Raw genomic sequence first — 21,451 nt, 5'->3', positions numbered from 1 at the left:
GCCTGGGTTTGGGGCTGCTTCGCAGCCCAGCGCGGGGCAAGCCCGCTCACCACAGAGTTATTTCAGCCTTAAAACTTGTGTAGAGATCTATGGCTATGGGGCCAAATGCACCGAGTGCCGGGTGGTGGCCCAGAGGAGTTTAACTGTGGGAGCACGCTCGCTCACCACCTGCGAGCCTGTTCACCATAAGCAAGCCCACTCGTCCCGGACAGGGTATGAGGTTAGAGGGGAACGACAGGCAGCGCGCGTTTGTGTGCGGTCTTGCGGTAGGCGCTCTCCACTATCGTGCGTACCTGCTCACTGACGGGTTCGCCCATCAGGTAGGCATCGATATCGTCATAGGTGCAGCCGTAAGCGACTTCGTCCAGTTTGCCCGGCGCCAGTTCTTCGAGGTCGGCGGTGGGGGCTTTTTTGACCAGGTTGGCCGGCGCGCCCAGTGCGGTGCCGAGCAGGCGTACCTGGGTCTTGGTCAGGCCGGACAGCGGCGCCAGGTCACAGGCGCCGTCGCCGAACTTGGTGAAGAAGCCCATCAGCGCTTCGGCGGCATGGTCGGTGCCCACCACCAGGCCGTTGTGCAGGTTGGCCACCGCGTACTGCGCGATCATACGGGCACGGGCCTTGACGTTGCCTTTGATGAAATCCACCTGCGCGGCGCTGGCTTCGCTGGCCGCCAGGCTGGCCATCAAGCCGTCGACACTGGAGGCGATATTCAGGGTGTCGATCTGGTCCGGCTTGATGAAGTCCAGGGAGGCCTGAGCATCGTGCTCATCGGCCTGGCTCTTGTAAGGCAGGCGCATGGCGATAAACCGCGCGGGATAGCCATCGTCACGCAGTTGCTCGGCAGCCAACTGGCACAAACGGCCGGCCACCAGCGAGTCGACGCCGCCGCTGATGCCCAGCACCAGCGCTGTGCAGCCGGACTGGCGCAATGTGTGTTTGATGAAATCGATGCGGCGCTGGATTTCCTGGGGCTCACCGCCCTTGACCAGCCCGCGGTTGATGTTCAGCTCCTGAGCGATGCGGTCCTGGGTTTGCATGTCACACCTCCACTTTGCCAACGTTGAAGACTTGCGCGGCGTACTGCAAAAACGAGGCGTCTTCGCAGACGTTTTTCACCGGGTCATCGGAGAACTTCACCACCGGTTCGCCGTGGACCCGCACCAGCTTCATCACAATGCTCAGCGGCTCCACGCCGTCCACATCGCAGGCCAGGCTGGTGCCCATGCCGAAACCGAAGCGAGCCTTGCCGCGAATGTGGCGCAGGATCGGCAGGCATTTTTCGAAGTTCAGCCCATCGGAAAACATAAGGTCTTTGGTCATGGGGTCGATGCCGAGTTCCTTGTATCTGGCCAGCACTTTATCGGCCCACACGATGGGATCACCGGAGTCCTGGCGCAGGCCGTCGTAGAGCTTGGCGAAGTACAGGTCGAAATCCTTGAGGAAAAAATCGGTGCTGATGCAGTCGGTCAAGGCAATGCCGAGGCGGCCGCGGTATTCACGTACCCAGTTTTCCAGCGCGGCGTTCTGGCTTTCGCGCAGGCGCCCCAGTTGCTGGTGCACCATCAGCCATTGGTGGGCCATGGTGCCGATCAGCGGCAGGTCAAACTCGTAGGCCAGGTGGGCGTTGCTGGTACCGACAAACTGGCCGGGGAAATCGCGGCGCATGATGTCTACCACTTCGCGCTGGGCCTTGAACGACAGGCGCCGACGGGTGGAAAAATCGGACACCCGCAGGTCGGCGAGTTCGTCGCGGCTGAGGTTTTTTTCCAGCCAGTCGAATTTCTGATAGAGCTTGCGGGTGACGTCTTCCAGAGTCACGTCGGGGTATTTATCGCGGTTGCGCAGTTCGCTGACCAGGGCCAGCACCGGTTGCTCGAACATGATGCAGTGCAGCATCGGGCCGATCACGCGGATGTTGAGCTGGCCGTCCACTTCACTCACATGGATATAGCGCAGGTTGAAGCGGAACAGACCGAGGAAGCGCTCGTAGTCGGGTGTAAGGTATTCGCGAAAACGCGGGTTGAACAAAAAGCGCAGCTCGCCTTCGCGCATTTGCAGGCCAGCGAGTTTTTCCAGCTCGGCGCGCAATTCGGGGATCAAGTGGCCGAGCTTTTCCTTGGAACGCACGATGAAGTTGTATTCGACATCCACGTTGGGGTGCTGGTGCAACACCGCTTGCATCATGGTGAAGGTGTAGTAATCGGTGTCGAGCAAGCCCTGAATCACCGGGGATTCGTAGTCGTATGCACTTTCCATGGTGTCTCTCCTTAACGCGTGGCCATCGCGGCCAGTTCTTCGCGGGTGCGGCTGATAACGGCCCCCGCCTTGAGCAACTCATTGACGGCCTGCACACCGCCCTCCTCGCTGATCCCACGGCACGCCGGCAGGTGCAGGACCACTTCCAGGCCGGCCTTGAGCAGTTGCAAGGCGGTGGTCTTGACGCAGAAATCCAGGGCCAGGCCGCCGACGATCACCCGGGCCACGCCGTGGGCTTTCAAATATTCGATGACGCCAGTGGACAGCTTGTCGTGCAGGTCGTGGTAACAAGCGCCGTAGGGATGCAGGTCGGGTTCGACGCCTTTCCAGACGAAGTAATCGTAGTCATACGGGGTGGGCAGTTCGTCGAGCAAGGTGAAGCCTTCGGTGCCCGGCACGCAGTGGCTGACCCAGGTGAGGTCGGCGTGTTCCAGGCCGGTGGCTTGCATCATGTCGCTCTGCTGCTGGACCACCCACGGAGCGTTAGGGGTGTGCGCATCTTTGCTGCCGATACGGTGGCCGACCAGGCTGGCCATGTAGTTCAGCTCGGCACCAATCTGATCACCGCCGACCACGGGCAACTCGTTGGGGCACAGGGGCGTAAAGCTCTTCTGGGCATCGACGTCGAATGAAGCAATGGCAGTTTTGGAAAGGGTCATGGCGGTTCTCCTGTGGCCTGGAAACAAAAGTACACGTCATGTACTTTCATTGCAAGAAACATTTATCAATATGTATCAGCGCAAGTACATGACATATTTTTTCGATCTGTTAGACTGTCCCCACCGCTGTTTAGAAGGATGCCCCATGTCACTCAGCCCCTACCTCCACACCGTCGACCTATGCGTGCTGTTTTATTGCCGCGAATCGGGAGAGATCAAACTGCTGCTGAATCAGCGCGAAGCCGAACCGTTCGCCGCGCACTGGGCGCTCCCGGGTGTGGTGGTCAATGGCGACGTGCAAGATCTGAGCCTCAAGGATGCCGTGGAGCGATTGCGCGCCAGTGACAAGGTCGGCCTGGAACTGGCGTGGTGCGAACAGGTCGGCACGGTGGGCGATGCGTTTCGCGACCCGCGCTGCTGGTCGTCGTCGACGTACTACCTGGCAATCGTGGCGGGTGAGGTCAGCCTGGGTGAGCGTCAGGGCTGGTTTTCACTCAATGCCGTGGCGGACGGCAGGATCCGGCTGCCATTCGATCACAACCTGATCGTCGCAGCCGTGCTGGAGCGGTTGTTGTCCAAGTCGCTATACAGCAGCTTGCCGTTGATGTTCCTCGGCCAAGAATTCAGCGCGCCGCAAGCGACGGCGATCTTTTCCGTGGTACTGGGCAGACCGGTGCTCAAGACCAGTATTCGTCAGCGTTTGTTGAAGCTGACCGAGGCGGGCTACCTGCGCGAGACTGGCCGTAAAAAGCCGGGCGAAGGCGGCAGGCCCCAGGCGACGCTGCAACAACTGAAGCCTGGGGCGGTGTACTTTTTTGATCGCAGTTTTGCCGAGTAGCCTGGCTGCCCGGCTGGCTCAACTCATCCAGTTACCCCCGTCGACGTTGTAGGTCTGGGCCACCACGTAATCAGCGTCCTTGGTCGCCAGGAAGATCGCCATGCCGGTCAGATCCTCGGTAGTGCCCATGCGCCCGAACGGTACTTCGGCCCCCACGCGTTTTTTCTTCTCGCCCGGTGCCAGGCCCTCATGCCGGGCGAACAGCGCGTCGACACCCTCCCAGTGCTCGCCGTCCACCACGCCGGGGGCGATGGCGTTGACGTTGATGCCGTGTTGGATCAGGTTCAGCCCCGCCGATTGCGTCAGGCTGATCACCGCCGCCTTGGTCGCGCAGTACACCGCCACCAGCGGTTCGCCACGCCGTCCAGCCTGGCTGGCCATGTTGATGATTTTGCCGCCGTGGCCCTGGCGGATCATCTGCCGCGCAGCCGCCTGCAGGGTGAACAGGGTGCCGGCGACGTTGATCGAGAACAGCCGTTCGAAGCTTTCGCGGGTGATGTCGACGATGGGCGCCAGGTCGAACAACGCTGCGTTGTTGATCAGAATATCCAGCTTGCCGGCGTGGGCCACCACGGCGCCAATGGCCGCATCGATGGAGGCTTGGTCGGTCACATCCATGCCCACCGCATACGCCTGGGGGCCCAGTTCGGCAGCGGTTTGCCGCGCCTGTTGCAAGTTGATGTCGGCGATGGCGACCGTGGCGCCTTCTGCGATATAGGCCTGGGCAAACGCGCGGCCAATGCCCCGCGCCGAGCCGGTGATCAACGCGCTCTTACCGTCGAGTCGTTTCATGGTGATGTCCTGATCATTATTTGGGATAGCCGGCGCGTTTCATCTCGCGTTCGGTGCTGGTTTGCGCCTGCTGCAAGGCTTGGTCGACCGACATGCCGCCGGTCAACGCGGCCGAGAACAGCTTGCCGACCGACGTACCGATGGCCTGGAACTCGGGGATGGTCACGTACTGAATGCCCACGTACGGCACCGGTTTAAGCGACGGGTGGGCGGGGTCGGCGTGTTGCATCATCGCCAGGGTCACTTGGGCAAACGGTGCAGCTTTCAGATAGGCCGCGCTATAGGTGGATTGGCGGGTGCCCGGCGGTACGTTGGTGATGCCGTCTTGATCGGCGACCCATTGGATGTAGTCCTTGGACGTCGCCCAGGTGATAAAGGCCTTGGCCGCATCCTTGTGCTTGGACGTGGCCGGAATCGCCAATGACCAGGCGTATAACCAGGAAGAGCCTTTGTCGGTGACTTCGGTGGGCGCCGCCGCGAAACCTACGCGGTCGGCGACCTTGCTCTGACTTTTGTCGGTGGTGAAAGAACCAGCCACGCTGGCATCGACCCAGATCGCGCATTTACCGCTGTTGAACAGCGCCAGGGTTTCGTTGAAACCATTGCTGGACACGCCCGGCGGCCCGTACTGCTTGAGGGTGTCAACGTAGAAATTGGCCGCCGCCGTCCACTCGGGGCTGGTCAGTTGCGGTGTCCATTGCTCGTCGAACCAGCGCGCACCGAAGGCGTTGGCCATGGTACTCAGCAGCGCGATGTTCTCGCCCCAACCGGCTTTGCCGCGCAGGCACATCCCGTATTGGCCCTGGGCTTTGTCGGTGAGTTTGGCGGCGAATTCGCCGAGCTGGCTCCAGGTCGGGTGCGCGGGCATGCTCAGACCGGCTTGCTGGAACAGATCGGTGCGGTAGTAGGTCACGGTGCTTTCACCGTAGAACGGCAAGGCGTACAGGGTGTTATTGACCGACAGGCCCTGGCGCACCGAGGGGAAGATATCGTCGACATCGTAGTCGGGCGGCAGTTGAGTGAGCGGCTCCAACCAGTGCTTGGCGCCCCATAACGGCGTCTCATAAGTGCCGATGGTCAGCACGTCGAACTGCCCACCCTGGGTGGCGATGTCGGTGGTAAGGCGCTGGCGCAAGACGTTCTCTTCAAGCACCACCCAATTGAGTTTGATGTCCGGGTGCTGCTGCTCGAACACCTTGGACAAGCGCTGCATACGGATCATGTCGCTGTTGTTGACGGTGGCGATGGTCACGGTGTCGGCAGCCTGGCTGGGCAGTGCCAGGGCCAGGCCGCTGAGCGCGAACAGCGCATGGGCAAGTGTGGTTTTGCAGGTTGGGAGCATGGCGGTTTCCACCTGTTGTTTTTGTTGTTGAGCGCCGATTACAGCAGCTTGGTCACGCCCTCACAAACCCGTGGCGGATGCCCTTCTGGTACTTTTTTAACCCTTGGCGCCGAGGCAAAAAAGTATCAGTGGCGGGCCGAGGCGCGGGTAGCGCACGGGTGACCAGCGGCGTATTTTTAGGCAATCCCCCTCCAACAAGAGGCATCCCCATGCCCGTCAGCCGCGCCACCCTGTTCGAACATCGCCCGGCAGAGCGCGAAGTGATCCTGCCCGAGCCGGACCATTGCTTTCGCTGGTTCGAACACGACTATCCCTATGAACTGGCGCGCTGGAACCATCATCCCGAGTTTGAAATCCACCTGATCCGCCACGGCAGCGGCAAGTTGGTGGCGGGCGATTACATTGGTGCGTTCAACGCCGGGCACGTCGCGCTGATCGGCACCGACCTGCCCCACGACTGGATCGGCGACCTCGCCCCCGGCGAATACCTGGCCGGCCGCGACGTGGTGTTGCAATTCGACGGGGCTGCCCTGCTCGCCTTGCGCAACACCCTGCCGGAACTCGGCGACTTACAACGCTTGTTCGAACAGGCGAGGCGCGGCCTGGCCTTCAGTGGCGACACCGCCGTGCGGGCCGCGTGCCTGATGGAAGACATCGGTCGCGCCCAGGGCCTGCAACGCTTGATCTTGTTCCTGCAATTGCTCGACACCCTGAAAAACGCCCCGACGCATCAGATGCAAACCCTGGCCAGCCCCTGCTACGCCCCCACCCTGGACGCACGCAGCGCCGAACGCATCCACAAGGCGTTCGACTACCTCATGCGCGAACTGACCGGCGACGTGCGCCTGTCGGAGATCGCCCGTCAGCTGGACATGAGCGAGCCGGGGTTCTCGCGTTTTTTCAAGCGCAACACCGGCCATGGTTTTATCGACCTGATGCGCAAATTTCGCGTGCAGCGCGCCTGCCGCTTGCTGCTGCAAAGCGAGATGTCGGTGGCGGATATCTGCTTTGAAGTGGGCTACGCCAACCTGTCCAATTTCAATCGGCACTTTCGCATCGAGATGCAGCAAACCCCGAGCGACTATCGGCGCGACACCGCCGTGCACCTGTTCGACAGCAGCAAAAAATGACACCCAGCCAATGTTGATCAACAGGTCGACTATTAACCGAATTTCCCCGGTATTTCAGTGCGCTAAACAAAGTTGGTACAGCCTGTGCAAACGTTTGCGCTAAGAACTTGCCAGACAAGTTCCGAGCTGCCCGAAGAATCGGGTTCAAACCGCGCAAGAACAGGGATTTTCAATGCATCGCACCTCTCGGCTCCCCGCTCCATTGGCTGTTTCTGTGCTACTGGCCGCCGTTACGGGACTACTCAGCGCACCCATTTTGGCGCAGTCCAAGCCCACCGATGACTCAGCACAGGGCGAAACCCTGGCCCCCGAAGCCAGCCCGGCGAAAAAAGGCGTGTACCTGTCGGACTGGTTCAACCAAGACCTCACGCTGATCGGCAGTAAAGACATCAGCTTCGGCCCCAAGCCCACCGATGACATCTACCTGGAATACGAGTATTTCGGCCGCAAAGGCCCGTTTGAGCTGTATGGCTATATCGATGTGCCCAAGATCCTCACCATCGGTAACAGCAATGACAAAGGCGTGTGGGACCATGGCTCGCCGGTGTTCATGGAGCACGAACCGCGAATCTCCATCGACTACCTGGCCGGCCGCAGCCTGGCCGTCGGCCCGTTCAAGGAATGGTACGTGGCGTTCGACTGGATCTACGACCACGGCAGCAACAAGGAAAACCGCGCCAATACGCTGTACAGCGGGCTGGGCACCGACATAGAGACCCACTCGCGGGTCAACCTGTCGGCCAACTTCTACGGGCGCTACCAGTGGGAAAACTACGGGGCCAGCAACGAGTATTCGTGGGACGGCTACCGCGCGCAGATGAAGTACATCGTGCCCATCGGCAAGTTCGACAACGGCGCCTCGCTGACCTACATCGGCTTCACCAACTACGATTTCGGCTCGGACCTGCACAAGGACAACCCGGCGCGCACCGCCAACGCCTTGGTGGCGACCAACGTGCTGCTGTATTCGTTCACGCACCTGCGCTTCACCCTGGTCGGCCGCTACTTTCACAACGGCGGCAACTGGGAGGACGGCAGCGAGTTGAATTTCGGCGAAGGCAACTTCCGCGCGCGTTCCGACGGCTGGGGTTATTACGCCGGCGTAGGCTACCAATTCTGATCTAAGGAGCACTCGATGAATGTATTCAACCGCCTCTCAATCGCCATCGGCCTCGCCTTGCTGGCCCCTGTGGCGCTGGCACAGGCGCCGATCAAGCCCAAAGTGATGCTGATCACCATGTTCGCGCCCGAGGCGCAAACCTGGATCGACCGTCTGGCGCTCAAGCAGGAAGTGCGCGTGCCGGGTCTGTCGGCCGAATATCCAGTGATCCGCTGCAATACCCAGGACGTGTGCCTGCTGGTCACCGGCATGGGCCAGACCAACGCCGCCGCGTCCACCCTGGCGCTGGCGTTGTCGTCGCAGTTCGACCTGCGCCAGAGCTACTTCCTGGTCGCCGGTATCGCCGGTATCAGCCCCAAGCACGGCACTCTCGGCACCGCCGCGTGGGCCCATTACCTAGTGGAATTCGGCACCCAGTGGGAGTTGGATTCACGGGATGCACCCAAGGCTTGGCCGACCGGTTACCTGGGTATCAACACCAAAGGCCCCAACGAAAAGCCGCCGCTGGACTACAAGACCGAAGTATTCGAGCTAAACCCGGCGTTGCAGGCCAAGGCGTTTGCCTTGTCCCATAAGGTCGAACTCAGCGAAAGCAAAGAGTCGGCCGCCTGGCGCAAACACTACCCCGCCGCCCCCGCCAACCAGCCGCCGCAGGTCACTCGCTGTGACACCCTTGCCGGCAATACCTGGTTCTCCGGCACGCGGCTGAGCGAACGCGCCGAGGTCTGGACCAAGCTGCTGACCGACAACAAAGGCGAGTACTGCACCACCCAGCAGGAAGACAACTCCACCTACGAAGCCCTGCTGCGCGCCAGCCGCGAGGGCCGGGTAGACATCCAGCGCCTGGCGGTAGTGCGTGCCGGCTCGGACTTCGACCGCCCCTACCCCGGCTACAGCGAGGTGGATAACCTGCTCAAGTACGCCGACCAGGGCGGCTTCGTGCCGGCGCTGGAGAACCTGTACCGCGCCGGTAACCCGCTGGTGCAGGCGATTTTGAACAACTGGTCGGCGTGGGAAAAAGGGGTACCAGACGCCTGAGCCGATGGCCCTGCGCGAGGGGCTTGCTGTATCAGGCAAGCGCCCTCGCCCTCTCACGGCAGCAGAATGAATTTATCCGCGCTGCCCCGGTTCACCGCGTCATAACAGGCTACCCCATCGGCCAGCGCCACCTCGCGCAGGCCCGTCGGCAGCGGCAACGTACCTTCATCGAAGAAGCGCCCGAATTGCGCGAGCATCACCGCGCATTGTTCGCAGTTGTAGAGCAATGAATTGATGCCCACCACCGAGCCGCCCTTGCGATACAGGGCCAGGGCCGGCAGTTGCACATGACCGTCCGCCGGCGCGGCGATGATCGCGATGCGCCCGAACGGAGCCAGACCCGCTACCGCCGCCGGCAGCCAGAAACCGGTGGTGTCGAAGATCACCTCTGCGCCGCCCTCGAACACCCCATGTACCTGGGCGCCCAGCGCATCAGGCTCGCCCAGGGCAATCGCGGTGTACCCCTCGGCCTGCAACGTCTCGACTTGATCCGCACGGCGCACCGCCGCCAGTACCTGGGCCCCACGAATCTTCCCCAAGGCCAGGGCCGCGCGGCCCACGGCGCCATTGGCACCGATCACCAGCAACCGTGTGCCGCTGCCGACACCGCTGCGCTCCAACGCATCCCACGCGGTGGTGTACGGCACGCCGAGGCTGGCGGCCTGAGCAAAGCTCAACTGCGCCGGTTTACGCGCCACACCTTGGGCCGACACGGTCAGATACTGGGCGTGGGAGCCGTCGGCAAAGAACCCCAGGTCCCGACCCGTGCCCCACACTTCCTGGCCGAGCAGCGCCTGGGGGCCCTGCACCACCACGCCGGCAAAGTCGCGGCCAGGGATGCGTGGCAGTGTGGTGTAGGGGAAACGCCCGAGCACGTTTTTGACGTCGCTGGGGTTGAGGCCGGCGGCTTTGATCTGCACCAGCACGTCACCCGCGGCCGGAACCGGCGTGGGGATGTCAACCAGGCGCATCGCGGCGAGGTCGCCGGTGGCGGAAAATTGCAATGCGTTCATGTTCACTCTCCAGCAGAAGAAAAGGCTTCAGGACAACCAGCCGCTGACCAGATGCCGGCCCATGGGCCAGAGCTTTTCGCCCAGCAGCATGCCCAGCAGGCCCACCAGGGCGATGGCCGGCGGTGCGGGCGAACGGAAATCCAGGGCGCCGTAGAGCACGCCCACCAGCAGGCCGATGGCAAGGGAAATCAGATAGTCCATGGGGATTACGCCGTGTCAGTTGAAGGCGCCAGTCTAGGCAGCGCGCCGCGCCGGCATCGGCCAACTGCTTCAGGATTTCGGCCAACTCTTCAACTGCAGTACTGCGACGGCGCCACTCCCAGCTCGCGGCGGAACATGTCGCTGAAACTGCTCGGCGAATAGCCCAGCGCGCGGGCGATGCCACTCACCGACTGCCCCTGGATCAGCGCAGCCACCGCCGTGGCCAATTGCACCTGACGTCGCCACTCGGCGAAGCCCATACCCAAGTGAGTCTGGAACAACCGCGCCAGGGTACGCACACTGGCACCCGCCGCTTCGGCATGCTGCTCGAACGCGATCGCCAGGGACGGCGCCGCCATAACCGCCTGGCACGCGTTGATCAGGCGGCGGTCGGCGTCTACCGGCATGGCGATGCGGATCGACGAACGCCGCGCGCGGTGCAGTTCCAGCAGGGCCAGGCCCACCACCGCGTCGTAGTAGGCGCCATCGCTGCTGTCCCCCTGCTCCACCAGCGTGACGATCAGCTCGCGCAGCAGCCCTGCGACCTCAATCACCTGTACCTCGGCATCCAGCGTCGCCGCCAACGCCGGGCGCAGGTAGATGTTGCGCATCTGCAAATCCGACACCACGCGAATCCCGTGTTCCACCCCCGGTGGCAGCCAGACCGCACGCTGGGGCGGCACCACCAGGGCTTCGTGTGGGGTTTCCACCCACATCACGCCGCTCATGGCGTAGAGCAACTGGCCCCAATCATGACGGTGCGGTTCGATGTACAGGCCGCGCGGGTAAGTGCGCGCCAACGGCTGCACGGGAACGGCGTGATCGGTGAGGTCGGGGGGCGAGGCCAGGGCCATGGTCGGTCAGTCGGTGGTGAATGAGCCGCCATGGTAAACAGCACCGCTCGACAGTCCGAGTGAATTTTTAGCGCGCCCCAGGATCACTTGCTTACACCACCAGGGACGATGGCCCCATGAATAACGCAAAACTGTTTGTGATCGACTACACCCTTCATGGCGAAGCCAAGTCATTCATTATCCGCCTGGAAAAACTCGACACTCTGGAAGCCTGGCATTGGGCCAGTTGTGACGCGGGCGTCGGCCGTATTGGCCGCTTCGCGCGGGAACAGGTGAAAAAAACCAGCCCGGCCCAGGCTGAGAAATACGGCATCCAGAATGTGCAATGGCGCCGCTCGGACGCGCGCGCCCAGGCGTGAACAAGGAGATAACCCCATGGTTTTACCGCAAAGAGTCAACGGCAAGGCGCGGATCGATTACACCCAAAACACCCTGTTCGGTCCGCTGGCCAAACATGCCGAATGTCAGGTCAGCCTTCAGCACACACCCGATTGGCTGGTGCTCGATGTGTTCCAGCCTTTACCTGAAGATCTTCAAGACGCGCAAACCGTGGTGTTCGCACTGGAGGGTCGACGCACCAGCGCCGTGGTCAAAGACCGTCAGCGCCTGGCCGACCATAGCCTGCGGTTGGAGCTGGAGACCCAGTAACGCCTGAAGGCCTGCGTGGCGAGCAAGGCTGCTCGCCACCATCACCGAACTTACGGCGCCTTCAGGTTTTCGCCGATTTGGCGCACTCACACCCCGTGGCCGAAGCACAAGGTTCACCGTGGGCATGGTGCTCGGCACAGCCCTGGCAGCAATAACCCTTACCGTCCTTCATTACCGCATCGACGCCCAGTACACATTTGCAGTGTGGGCAGGCACAGGTTTGATCTGGCATGGTCAGACTCCTCGTTCATGGTCGTCACGGTGCGGCGAGCGCCGGCACCATAAGCACTGACTGCCAGCCTGCGCGGATCGTTCCAACCATCAGTCGGTGCGCGTATTGCTGCGGTACATGAACACCAGCGCCAAGGCCAGACAGGCCATGGCGACGAGACGGCTGCCGGACAGTTCGATGGCCGGGTTGCCCAGCCAGCCGAAATTGTCGATCAGCATGCCCATGCCCAATTGCCCGACGATCACCGCCACGGTGGCCACCGCCGTGCCGACCACCGGCACCGCGCCCACCATCACCATCATGTACACCACGCCGAACAACGCCCCGGTCAATTGCCACTTCGGCACGTCCAGCAGGCTGACGGCCTGGGCCGGCTCAAAGAAGAAAATCAACAGCGCGGTGGTCAATGCACCGACCGCGAAGGTCAACAGGCTGCTGCGCAGCACGCCGACTGTCTGCCCCAGGCGGCCATTAATCGCCGCCTGCACGCTGAGGACAGCGCCGGCGGCAATCACCAATATCAGTAAAAAAATCAGATTCATCGCCTTACCCTCGTGCAATCAAAACAAGTGCCGCCACGATCAACGCCAGCGCAATCCAGCGCTCACCGTTGACCTTTTTGCGCGCCGTGCCGAACCAGCCGAAATGGTCAATCAGCACGCTCTTGCCCACCTGCCCCGAGAGGATCGCGATCATCGTCATTGCAATGCCGATGTGCGGCGTGGCCAGGGTCAACACCACCACGTACATCGGCCCGAGGAAGCCGCCGATCAACTGCCAGCGCGGCAGTTCGGTGAGCGCCGGGCCTTTTTGCGGGCCACTGAACAACAGCAGCAGAAACAGAATCGCCGCACCCACGCCGAAAATGCTTAAGGTCGCCCACAAATGCCCCACCTGCTCGCCCAACGGCCCCAGCAAACCGGCTTCCACCGATAAGCCCATGCCGGCCAGGATCACCAGCGGCAACAGCAGCAAGCGCAATAGATTTCTTTTCGGCCTGGCCTGGGCCGCGCCTTCGATGGAACTTGCCTGCATACATCACCCGCGTTTCAAGATTGAAAAGATGGCGGGGATTATCCGGTGGCCGCGCTGTGCGATAAATGGGAGTATGCGGACAACACCTTTGCGAAAAACGCACAGCACGGAGCCACCATGCAGGGTTTGAATGAGCTGAGTTTCAAGGCGTTGCGCCTGTTTGTCGCGGTACTGGACCACGGCAGTTTTTCCGAAGTGGCGCGTCGTGAGGGCCTGGCGCCCTCTTCGATATCGCGTCAGATCCAATTGATGGAGCAGGCCCTCGGGCAACAGTTGCTGTATCGCCACACCCGCGCGGTCAGCCCCACCGAGGCCGGGCGCCTGCTCGGGCGGCACGCGCGCCTGGTGCTGGAGCAATTGGAAGCCGCCGGGCAAGCCCTGCAGGAGCAAGACAGCGAACCCAGCGGCCTGGTGCGCATCAACGCGCCGATGGTGTTCGGCCAGCGCCACCTCTCGCCATGGCTGGGCGAGTTATGCCGGCGCTATCCGAAGCTGCAACTGGATATCCAGCAAACCGACACCTATGTCGACCCCTTGCAGGACGGCACCGACCTGTTGTTTCGCATCGGTGTGCTCAACGACTCCAGCATGCAGGCGCGCATTTTCGCGCCGCAGCGCTTTCGCATCGCCGCCAGCCCCGCGTATCTGGCCCGGCACGGCACGCCCAGTCATCCCGACGAACTGACACGGCATCAGTGCCTGGCCTACAAAGGCGTCACCGGCCAGCAACGCTGGTTTTTCCGCCGTGCCCAGGGCGACTGGACGCCGTACAGCGTCAAAGGCCCCATCACCGGCAACCACGCCGACACCCTCACCCACGCCGCCGAACAAGGCCTGGGGCTGGTGGTGTTCCCCTCCTGGTTGATTGGCGACAGCCTGCGTGCCGGGACCTTGCAGGCGGTACTGACCGACTACGACGTGGCGACCACCCTCGAACCGCAACAGATCGCCGCGTTGTGGCCGGGCAGCCGGCGCCTGTCACTGAAGGTGCGTACGGTGATCGATTACTTCGTGGAGTGTTTTGGCACCGTACCCTATTGGGACAGGTGACCGGTACCTATGACGAGGCGTGCGACTGTTGAGGATTTTTCTGATGGAAAAAAGTAGGCTCGTTCTGATTTCACGGGCCACTATTTAAGGGCAAGTACGGGTTACGGCAGACTTTGACGACATCTTTTCAGGAGAGGCGCCATGGGCTTGACCTATAAAAAACATTCACGCACTGAGCGGGCCGCTGCGGTAAATGCTGGGTCCGTTTCCGATAGTTCACAGGGTTTTGGCTATAGCTGGCCAAAGGACGCGCAACGTCGGCGGATTGGCGCCATGAAGGGAAAGCTGGAGATCCCCGATGACTTCGATGATCCATTGCCAGATGAGTTGCTAACTGCGCTTGAGGGCAGCCTTCCATGAGAGTGTTGTTGGACACTCATATCCTGCTCTGGGCCTTGTGCGACCACCCGAAGTTATCCCACAAGGCCCGAAAACTGATCGAAAGTGCCACAGAGATTTACATCAGCGCCGCGACATTCTGGGAAATGGCGATCAAGGTCGGCCTGGGAAAACTCGATGTGGACCTGGAAGAAATGCGTGAATACTGCCTGGAAAGTGGCTTCCTGGAACTGCCCATCACCTCAGAGCACGCCATCGCGGTAAAAAATCTCGACCATCACCACAAGGACCCGTTCGATCGCCTGATCGTCGCAACCGCTATGAATGAGCCGATCAAACTGTTGACTGCCGACCTGCGCCTGACTCAATACACAGCATGGGTGATCCTGGTGTGACGATGCCTGGATTCAGAACAACCACTGCCCAATCAACCACGCATTAGCGCCACTGATAAGTGCGAACAGCAGCCACGCCAGCAAACGCGTCGGTAGCCGATTCACAAAGGGCCCCATCAGTTGTTTGTCACCGGTCATGCGAATCAACGGGTACAGCGCAAACGGCAATTGCAAGCTAAGCACCACCTGGCTGAGCACCAGCAGTTTGCCGATCGCCTCATCGCCCATCAGCCACACCCCGACAAACGCCGGGATCAGCGCCAGCCCACGGGTGATCAGGCGGCGTTGCCAGCAGGGAATACGCAGGTTGAGGTAGCCCTCCATGATCACCTGCCCGGCGATGGTGCCGGTAAAGGTCGAACTTTGTCCGGACGCCAGCAAGGCGATGCCGAACAGAATACTGGCGAAGGCGCCGCCGACCAGAGGGTCGAGCAGGTGATAGGCGTCCTGGATTTCCACCACATCGGTGTGGCCAGTCTGGTGAAACGCGGCGGCGGCCAACACCAGGATCGCGCCGTTCACCAGCAGGGCCAGGGCCAGGGAGCCGATGGTGTCGATGCGCGCCAGCTTCACCGCGTCCTGTTTGCTGGCGAGGTCCTTGCCGATCAGGCGGGTTTGCACCACGGAACTGTGCAGATAAAGGTTATGGGGCATCACCGTGGCGCCCAGGATGCCGATGGCCAAGTACAGCGGCGCCGCATCGCTGATCGCTGACAATGACGGCACGAAGCCGCTGAACACCTCGGGCCAATGGGGTTTGATCAACACCAGCTCGACGAAGAAACACACGCCAATGGTCGCCACCAACGCCAGCATGATCGCTTCCAGGCGACGGAAACCACGGTTTTGCAGGGCCAGGACCAACAAGGTGTCGAATGCGGTAATGACAATGCCGGTGGTCAGCGACACCCCCAGCAGCAAATGAAACGCCAGGGCGCAGCCAAGCACTTCGGCCAGGTCTGTGGCGATGATGGAGATTTCCGCCAGCACCCACTGGGTGCGCGCCGAGCGTCGGCTGTAGCGTTCGCGGCACAGTTGCGCAAGGTCTTTGCCGGTGGCGATGCCCAACCGCGAGCACAGGCACTGCACCGCCATGCCCGCCAGGCTGGCCAGCAACACCACGAACAACAGGCTGTAGCCGTAACGCGAACCCGCCTCGATGGCCGTGGCCCAGTTGCCTGGGTCCATATACCCGATGGAGATCAATAGCCCAGGACCGGCGAACATCAGGGCGCGCTTGAAAAACGACGCCTTGGGATCAACGATGACGGAGCCGGCCACTTCCGGCGGGCAGAAAGGGGCGGTAGCGATTTTTGGCAGGCTGAATTTCACGCGGTATCCCAGGCAAACACACTCGACAAGCGTGCAGCTTATCAGTCGGACGCGACCGTGCGCATCACCGTCTCCCGAGGCAGGTCATACGCTTCCACCACTTGCACCACCAGGTCCAGCTCCTGATTCAGCGCTTCGCGCTCCATGCGTTGGCGAATCGCGCCGATCACCAGCACCGCCAGGGTGGTGACCGAATACGCCGGGCCGGAAAACGCCCGCACACCGGTCACCAGCAGCATCGCGGCGGCCAACGCCTGGCCCACCACCGGAATAGCCGTGGCCGCCCCACGCCGCAGGATAAAACCGGTCAGCCCGGCCAGGGCGGTGCCGCTCAATGCTGCGGTGGCCGAACGCCCCTTGTCGAAACGACTGAAGACACCCTGCTCTTTCTGCGCGGCCACCTTGAGTTCCGCATCGAACACCAGCCGGTCGGCGTTGCTGAGTTTGTCTTTGTACTGCGCAATCAGTTTTTCCGCGATCCGGGCCTCAAGGTCAGCCAACGCCAGGGTGTCGAGTGGCACGTCGAATGTGATGCCCAGGCGCCGCGCCACATCGTCGGCAATTTGCCGGTAGCTCACGCCATGGCCACGGGCAAGGTTCATAAAGCTGTCACCGCCCATGCGTTGCAAGGCGATGGTCAACTTGAGCGGGTCACGCACCGTGGCGTCGATCGAGGCACTGCGTTTTGGCGCCAGCAGCTCGGCCAGAAACTTCAACTCCTCCGGCCGCCCTTGCACCAGGGCCGTATACAGATCCGCGTCCTCCTCGGCAAAGCGCACTTCGCTGCTGCGCTGGTCTGAACGGATCATGCCGCGCCGCTCGTGCAGCAGATCGGTGTACTGCACCACTGTTCGTAATTGCGGCCAATAGGCCGCGTGATCGAAGGTGGCCAGGTGCACATTGCAGACCTTGGCTTTAAGCGCAGGGGTGACCGGGATCGGATAGCGGCCGATGCAACGCTCGGTGTCCGGCTTGATGGCCAGGGCCCAGTCCTTGCTGGAATGGCAGTTGATCACCCGCCCTTTCAGCAGCGCCGACACCTCATCCCACGGGCTTGACGTGCAGATCGCCCCGCCCATCAGCAGCAGGTTGTCCAGCGGCAACTCGCGAGCGGTGTCCGGGTTGGCCAGCAGGCTCTTGACCAGAATCCGCGCGCCCAGGGAATGCCCGATCAGGTTGATACGCTGCACCGGCAACGACGCTTGCTGCAGGTAGCTGGCCAATTCGGGCAGCAAACTGTTGGCCACTTCATCGACCCGCGCCTCAACGCTTTTGTAGTGATCGAGGAAATAGGCAATGGCCTTGCCTACCCCCACTGTCGCTGCGCCCAGGCTGCCGCCGCCGAGCATGGCCGCGATCACGTCCTTGAACGGCGCGAACAGGTTCTCCAGAAAATGTCCCGCTGGCCAGAACAGCATCAGATTGGTCGAGCCTTCGATGCCGGCCAGTTGTTGCGTGAAATTGCCCAACTGCTGCCGGTTGAAGAATGCCGAATACCCGTGCACGTAGAGATTGAGCACCTCGCCCTGGGGTTCGCCGCACAGCAGAAACGTGGGCTTGCGGGTGCGGTGCATGTCATCCCACTGGTGCTGCATGGGGTAAAGACTCCGGGTAACGAGGGACGGCGATAGTAACAAACTGTGAGCGGCGGCAAGGTGAATCCTGACCGGCGTGGCCGTTTCTAATGCTCGGCCTCCATGCATAAGCCCGAGACAGGCTCGGGCGACTGCAAAACACTCAACCGATGAAGTTATAGATTTTCCCCTGCCCATCGGGGAAGGTAGCGACCTGCTACGCAGCAAAAACACAATTCTCATCCTGTAAAAAGCGCTCTAATACCCGCCTGTTGATTGGTTTTGAAGATTTTGGAGTTCGCAATGCCCCATGAAGGCAACCTGTTACAAGCAGCCGTGGTGTTTCTGCTCGCGGCTGTGCTCACTGTGCCCCTGGCCAAACGCCTGCAATTGGGCGCGGTGCTGGGCTATCTGTTCGCCGGGGTGATCATCGGCCCGTCGGTGCTGGGTCTGATCGGCAACCCGCAAAGCGTGGCGCAGTTTTCGGAACTGGGGGTGGTGCTGCTGCTGTTTATCATTGGCCTGGAACTGTCGCCCAAGCGCTTATGGGTGATGCGCAAGGCGGTGTTCGGCGTCGGCCTGGCCCAGGTGCTGTTGACCGGTCTGGTGATGGGCGTGGTGGCACTGTGGCTATTTGGCCAGACATGGAACAGTGCCATCGTGCTGGGCCTTGGCCTGGCGCTGTCGTCCACGGCGTTTGGCCTGCAAAGCCTGGCCGAGCGCAAGGAGCTGAACCAGCCCCACGGTCGTCTGGCCTTCGCGATCCTGCTGTTCCAGGACATCGCCGCGATCCCGCTGATTGCCATGGTGCCGCTGCTGGCCGGCAGCGATCACCCCACCACTGAAGCCCAGGGCCTGCAGCATGTGTTGCAGATCCTCGGCAGCATCACCGTGGTGATCGTCGGCGGACGCTACCTGTTGCGCCCTGTGTTTCGTATCGTCGCCAAGACCGGCTTGCGCGAAGTGTCCACCGCCACCGCACTGCTGGTGGTGATCGGCACGGCGTGGCTGATGGAACTGGCGGGCGTGTCCATGGCCCTCGGCGCCTTTCTCGCCGGCCTGCTGCTGGCGGACTCGGAGTACCGCCACGAATTGGAAGCGCAGATCGAACCGTTCAAGGGCCTGCTGCTGGGGCTGTTCTTTATCAGCGTGGGCATGGGCGCCAACCTCAGTCTGCTGCTCAGCTCACCGCTGATTGTGATCGGGCTGACCCTGCTGCTGATCGGCCTGAAGTTGCCGTTGCTGTACGCAGTCGGCCGTCTGGTGGGCGACCTCAATCGCGAAAGCGCCCTGCGCCTGGGCGTGGTGCTGGCGGCCGGCGGTGAGTTCGCCTTTGTGGTGTTCAAGATCGGCCGCGACCAGGGCCTGTTCGAGCCGCACCTCTACGACGTGCTGGTGCTGACCATCACCCTGTCCATGGCCGTCACGCCGCTGCTGTTGCTGGTGTGCCCAAAGCTGTTCAGGCCCAAGGTCAAACCGGTGGAAGTGCCCGAGGAATACCGCGCCATCGAAAGCGACGCGCCGCGCGTGGTTATCGCCGGCATGGGCCGTATGGGCCAGATCGTGGCGCGGATCCTGCGCGCGCAGAACATCTCCTTTATAGCCCTCGACACCTCGGTGGAAACCATCGAATTGACCCGCAGCTTTGGCGGCATGCCGGTGTTCTACGGCGATCCGCAGCGCCCCGAGATCCTGCACGCGGCCAAGGTCGACCAGGCGGAGTTCTTCGTGATCGCCATGGACGACCCGGAGATCAACATCAAGACCGCCGAGCTGGTACGCAACCTCTACCCGCACATGAAAATCATCGCCCGTGCCCGTAACCGCCAGCACGTCCATCGCTTGGTGGACCTGGATGCCTCACCGGTGCGCGAGACCTTCTACTCCAGCCTGGAAATGAGCCGCCGCGCCCTGGTCGGCCTGGGGCTCAGCCAGGCCCAGGCCGATGCGCGCATTGCGCGCTTCAAGAACCACGACCAGCAAGTGCTCGCCGCCCAACACGCGGTGTACGACGACGCCGCCAAAGTCATGCAGACCGCCCAGGAAGCCCGGGCAGAGCTGGCGCGGCTGTTTGAAATGGACCGACTTGAGGAAGAGTCCGACAAGGTGTGAGGTGAGGGATAAACGATCTTGCGAAAATTCTGACAGAATACGCCGCAATTTCGTTTATCCCTGGAGCGCTTCATGGCCACTTTCACCAAGACCGCCGTCCTGCTGGCCCTTGCGCTTACCGCCGGCAGCGTATTCGCCGCCGCCAAACCGACCACGCAAACCATCACCACCCTGGGCGGTAAGTTCAGCTTCACGCTGCCCAAGGCCTATGCCGCCGACACCCTGCCGCCGGACAAGGCCCAGGACGGCAGCGGTGTCACCCAAGGCACGATGTACGCCAACCAGACCACGAAAAGTGTGGTGATCGTCGCCGAAACCGTACGCAACGACGCTATCGACATCCAGGACAACGACCCGCAGTTCCTCGATGGTGCCGTGGCCGGCTTCGTCAAAGACCAGAGCGCCGCCCTGCCCGACTTCAAGAAACTGAGCGAGAAAAAACTCACCTTCAAGGGCCTCGGCCTGCGCCAGGTGGACAGCACTGCCACCCAGGGCGGCGGCAAGACGCTCAACTCCACATTCCTTGGCGGTTCGGGCAACCATCTGCTGGTGATTCAAGCCATTTCTCGGGCCGACGACGCGAAGGGTCATGCGGCACTGGTCAAGCAAATTACCGGCGGCAAATAACCCGACTTGCTAGTTGTGCAGAAGATGAGTATCGACCCATCGGGGGCAAGCCCCCTCCCACATTCGCGATCTACTGTAGGAGGGGGCTTACCCCCGATGGCGGTGTGAAGTGCGCCCCAAAAGTTAGCTCAGGCGTTACTTCAGGCTGTTTTCCAACCACAGCTTCACGTCCTGCACTTCCGCTTCGCTGATGGTATGCGGCATCCCCGGATACCCATGAAACGACGGTTTAAGGCCCAGCCCCCTCAACACCTCGTTCGCCCGCGTCGCCGATGCGTAGGGCAGCGCCTGATCCAAGGTGCCGTGGCCAATAAAGATCGCCAGTTCATTCAAGCGCGGATCGGGCTTGAGCTCAGCCTTGAGCACGGGCAGAACGCTGCCGCTCAACGCCGCGATGCCACGCACCCGCTGCGGATCACGCAACGCCACTTCATACGCCATGATCGCGCCCTGGCTGAACCCAATCAGGAACACCCGATCGCTGCGGGTGTGGTATTTGGCGGTGGCCTGGCCCACGAAGTCCTGGATCAGCGCGGCACTGCGCTGCAGGTCGGCGGTCTCGCCGTCGTATTCGCCCTCACCCGAGGTCTTGGTGAACCAGCGATAACCGCTGGGCGCCACCGGCATTGGGGCGCGTGCCGACAGGTAAGTCCAGGTCGACGGCAGCGCGTCCTTGATGCCGAACAGATCTCGCTCGTCGCTACCGAAACCGTGCAGGAAAATCACCAGCGGCTGGTTGCGCGCCTCGCTCTGGGTCTGTTCCAGGTAGGCCAAGGGCAAGTCAGTGTGCAGCTCGGTGTCGGCATGGGCGCCGCCGGCCATCATGGCCAGCGCCAGGGCGAAGAGTTTGAACATCGGGCGTTA

25 protein-coding genes are annotated in these 21,451 nt (G+C 61.9%); 11 read left to right on the top strand and 14 right to left on the bottom strand.

Annotated features, from left to right (window positions below; genetic code table 11):
* Positions 1-221: 221 nt before the first annotated feature.
* From nadE to QRN41_RS25305, 3 genes are read right to left on the bottom strand one after another with little or no spacing between them, the layout of a single operon-like run.
* Positions 222-1,037, bottom strand: coding sequence for an NAD(+) synthase (gene nadE, locus QRN41_RS25315; protein WP_285422252.1), 816 nt, complete (start codon positions 1,035-1,037; stop codon positions 222-224).
* Between the two features lies 1 nt (position 1,038).
* Positions 1,039-2,256 (bottom strand): nicotinate phosphoribosyltransferase, encoded by a 1,218-nt coding sequence (gene pncB, locus QRN41_RS25310; protein WP_034138673.1) that lies wholly within the window; start codon positions 2,254-2,256, stop codon positions 1,039-1,041.
* 11 nt (positions 2,257-2,267) lie between these two features.
* Positions 2,268-2,915, bottom strand: a complete 648-nt coding sequence (locus QRN41_RS25305) for an isochorismatase family protein (RefSeq protein WP_094066893.1) — start codon at positions 2,913-2,915, stop codon at positions 2,268-2,270.
* 145 nt (positions 2,916-3,060) lie between these two features.
* On the opposite strand from QRN41_RS25305, the gene QRN41_RS25300 reads away from it, so the two are divergent.
* Entirely contained in the window at positions 3,061-3,753 is a 693-nt protein-coding gene (locus tag QRN41_RS25300) for an NUDIX hydrolase (protein ID WP_123480841.1), read from the top strand.
* An 18-nt stretch (positions 3,754-3,771) separates the two neighbouring features.
* Here the strand turns inward: QRN41_RS25300 and QRN41_RS25295 are convergent, their stop codons facing one another.
* On the bottom strand, positions 3,772-4,545 hold the full coding sequence (locus QRN41_RS25295) for an L-iditol 2-dehydrogenase (protein WP_285422251.1): 774 nt from the start codon (positions 4,543-4,545) through the stop codon (positions 3,772-3,774).
* Between the two features lie 16 nt (positions 4,546-4,561).
* Positions 4,562-5,887 carry an ABC transporter substrate-binding protein gene (locus QRN41_RS25290; protein WP_034113067.1) on the bottom strand — a complete coding sequence of 442 codons (1,326 nt, stop codon included), beginning with the start codon at positions 5,885-5,887 and terminating at the stop codon, positions 4,562-4,564.
* A 209-nt stretch (positions 5,888-6,096) separates the two neighbouring features.
* Between QRN41_RS25290 and QRN41_RS25285 the strand changes: the two genes are divergently transcribed.
* From QRN41_RS25285 to QRN41_RS25275, 3 genes are all read left to right on the top strand, one after another.
* Positions 6,097-7,017: a helix-turn-helix domain-containing protein gene (locus tag QRN41_RS25285; protein WP_285422250.1), complete on the top strand. Its 921-nt coding sequence runs from the start codon at positions 6,097-6,099 to the stop codon at positions 7,015-7,017.
* A 172-nt stretch (positions 7,018-7,189) separates the two neighbouring features.
* Positions 7,190-8,137: a nucleoside-specific channel-forming protein Tsx gene (locus tag QRN41_RS25280; protein WP_034138679.1), complete on the top strand. Its 948-nt coding sequence runs from the start codon at positions 7,190-7,192 to the stop codon at positions 8,135-8,137.
* Between the two features lie 15 nt (positions 8,138-8,152).
* Positions 8,153-9,175 (top strand): purine-nucleoside phosphorylase, encoded by a 1,023-nt coding sequence (locus QRN41_RS25275; RefSeq protein WP_167418363.1) that lies wholly within the window; start codon positions 8,153-8,155, stop codon positions 9,173-9,175.
* A 53-nt stretch (positions 9,176-9,228) separates the two neighbouring features.
* On the opposite strand, the gene QRN41_RS25270 is transcribed toward QRN41_RS25275, so the two are convergent.
* The 3 genes from QRN41_RS25270 to QRN41_RS25260 all read right to left on the bottom strand — a co-directional run bounded on the left by QRN41_RS25270 (position 9,229) and on the right by QRN41_RS25260 (position 11,243).
* The gene (locus QRN41_RS25270; protein WP_167418364.1) at positions 9,229-10,188 is read right to left on the bottom strand and encodes a quinone oxidoreductase family protein; all 960 of its coding nucleotides are present in this window, start codon (positions 10,186-10,188) and stop codon (positions 9,229-9,231) included.
* A 27-nt stretch (positions 10,189-10,215) separates the two neighbouring features.
* Positions 10,216-10,389, bottom strand: a complete 174-nt coding sequence (locus QRN41_RS25265; RefSeq protein ID WP_080758717.1) for a DUF1427 family protein — start codon at positions 10,387-10,389, stop codon at positions 10,216-10,218.
* A gap of 89 nt (positions 10,390-10,478) precedes the next feature.
* The gene (locus QRN41_RS25260; protein ID WP_167418365.1) at positions 10,479-11,243 is read right to left on the bottom strand and encodes an AraC family transcriptional regulator; all 765 of its coding nucleotides are present in this window, start codon (positions 11,241-11,243) and stop codon (positions 10,479-10,481) included.
* 116 nt (positions 11,244-11,359) lie between these two features.
* Here QRN41_RS25260 and QRN41_RS25255 point away from each other — a divergent pair, with 116 nt between their 5' ends.
* Positions 11,360-11,602, top strand: coding sequence for a DUF6555 family protein (locus QRN41_RS25255; RefSeq protein ID WP_034096942.1), 243 nt, complete (start codon positions 11,360-11,362; stop codon positions 11,600-11,602).
* Positions 11,603-11,618: 16 nt separating this feature from the next.
* On the top strand, positions 11,619-11,891 hold the full coding sequence (locus QRN41_RS25250) for a hypothetical protein (RefSeq protein ID WP_034096941.1): 273 nt from the start codon (positions 11,619-11,621) through the stop codon (positions 11,889-11,891).
* A 61-nt stretch (positions 11,892-11,952) separates the two neighbouring features.
* On the opposite strand, the gene QRN41_RS25245 is transcribed toward QRN41_RS25250, so the two are convergent.
* The 3 genes from QRN41_RS25245 to QRN41_RS25235 all read right to left on the bottom strand — a co-directional run bounded on the left by QRN41_RS25245 (position 11,953) and on the right by QRN41_RS25235 (position 13,158).
* On the bottom strand, positions 11,953-12,123 hold the full coding sequence (locus QRN41_RS25245) for a metallothionein (RefSeq protein WP_080758716.1): 171 nt from the start codon (positions 12,121-12,123) through the stop codon (positions 11,953-11,955).
* An 89-nt stretch (positions 12,124-12,212) separates the two neighbouring features.
* Entirely contained in the window at positions 12,213-12,665 is a 453-nt protein-coding gene (locus QRN41_RS25240) for a DMT family transporter (RefSeq protein ID WP_034096940.1), read from the bottom strand.
* A gap of 4 nt (positions 12,666-12,669) precedes the next feature.
* Positions 12,670-13,158, bottom strand: coding sequence for a DMT family transporter (locus QRN41_RS25235; protein WP_094066886.1), 489 nt, complete (start codon positions 13,156-13,158; stop codon positions 12,670-12,672).
* Between the two features lie 117 nt (positions 13,159-13,275).
* On the opposite strand from QRN41_RS25235, the gene QRN41_RS25230 reads away from it, so the two are divergent.
* The 3 genes from QRN41_RS25230 to QRN41_RS25220 all read left to right on the top strand — a co-directional run bounded on the left by QRN41_RS25230 (position 13,276) and on the right by QRN41_RS25220 (position 14,942).
* Positions 13,276-14,208, top strand: coding sequence for a LysR family transcriptional regulator (locus QRN41_RS25230; RefSeq protein WP_167418366.1), 933 nt, complete (start codon positions 13,276-13,278; stop codon positions 14,206-14,208).
* Between the two features lie 141 nt (positions 14,209-14,349).
* Positions 14,350-14,568 carry a type II toxin-antitoxin system prevent-host-death family antitoxin gene (locus tag QRN41_RS25225; protein ID WP_167418367.1) on the top strand — a complete coding sequence of 73 codons (219 nt, stop codon included), beginning with the start codon at positions 14,350-14,352 and terminating at the stop codon, positions 14,566-14,568.
* Positions 14,565-14,942 carry a type II toxin-antitoxin system VapC family toxin gene (locus QRN41_RS25220; protein ID WP_034138684.1) on the top strand — a complete coding sequence of 126 codons (378 nt, stop codon included), beginning with the start codon at positions 14,565-14,567 and terminating at the stop codon, positions 14,940-14,942. The genes QRN41_RS25225 and QRN41_RS25220 overlap by 4 nt, the downstream gene beginning before the upstream one ends.
* Positions 14,943-14,954: 12 nt before the next feature.
* On the opposite strand, the gene QRN41_RS25215 is transcribed toward QRN41_RS25220, so the two are convergent.
* Together QRN41_RS25215 and QRN41_RS25210 are read right to left on the bottom strand one after the other, a co-directional pair.
* Positions 14,955-16,274: an Nramp family divalent metal transporter gene (locus QRN41_RS25215; protein WP_034096936.1), complete on the bottom strand. Its 1,320-nt coding sequence runs from the start codon at positions 16,272-16,274 to the stop codon at positions 14,955-14,957.
* Between the two features lie 41 nt (positions 16,275-16,315).
* Entirely contained in the window at positions 16,316-17,869 is a 1,554-nt protein-coding gene (locus tag QRN41_RS25210) for a DUF726 domain-containing protein (protein WP_167418369.1), read from the bottom strand.
* Between the two features lie 282 nt (positions 17,870-18,151).
* On the opposite strand from QRN41_RS25210, the gene QRN41_RS25205 reads away from it, so the two are divergent.
* A complete protein-coding gene (locus QRN41_RS25205; RefSeq protein ID WP_167418370.1) occupies positions 18,152-19,960 on the top strand; it encodes a monovalent cation:proton antiporter-2 (CPA2) family protein in 1,809 nt (602 codons plus the stop codon).
* Between the two features lie 72 nt (positions 19,961-20,032).
* On the top strand, positions 20,033-20,587 hold the full coding sequence (locus QRN41_RS25200; RefSeq protein ID WP_034096933.1) for a DcrB/PsbP domain-containing protein: 555 nt from the start codon (positions 20,033-20,035) through the stop codon (positions 20,585-20,587).
* 135 nt (positions 20,588-20,722) lie between these two features.
* On the opposite strand, the gene QRN41_RS25195 is transcribed toward QRN41_RS25200, so the two are convergent.
* Positions 20,723-21,442, bottom strand: coding sequence for an alpha/beta hydrolase (locus tag QRN41_RS25195; protein ID WP_167418371.1), 720 nt, complete (start codon positions 21,440-21,442; stop codon positions 20,723-20,725).
* Positions 21,443-21,451 lie beyond the last annotated feature (9 nt).

The organism is Pseudomonas sp. efr-133-TYG-23 (genome assembly GCF_030209215.1).
Lineage (GTDB): Bacteria > Pseudomonadota > Gammaproteobacteria > Pseudomonadales > Pseudomonadaceae > Aquipseudomonas > Aquipseudomonas rhodesiae.
The sequence above is the reverse complement of the archived record's forward strand: the minus strand, read 5'-3'. Positions and strand labels throughout refer to the sequence as shown.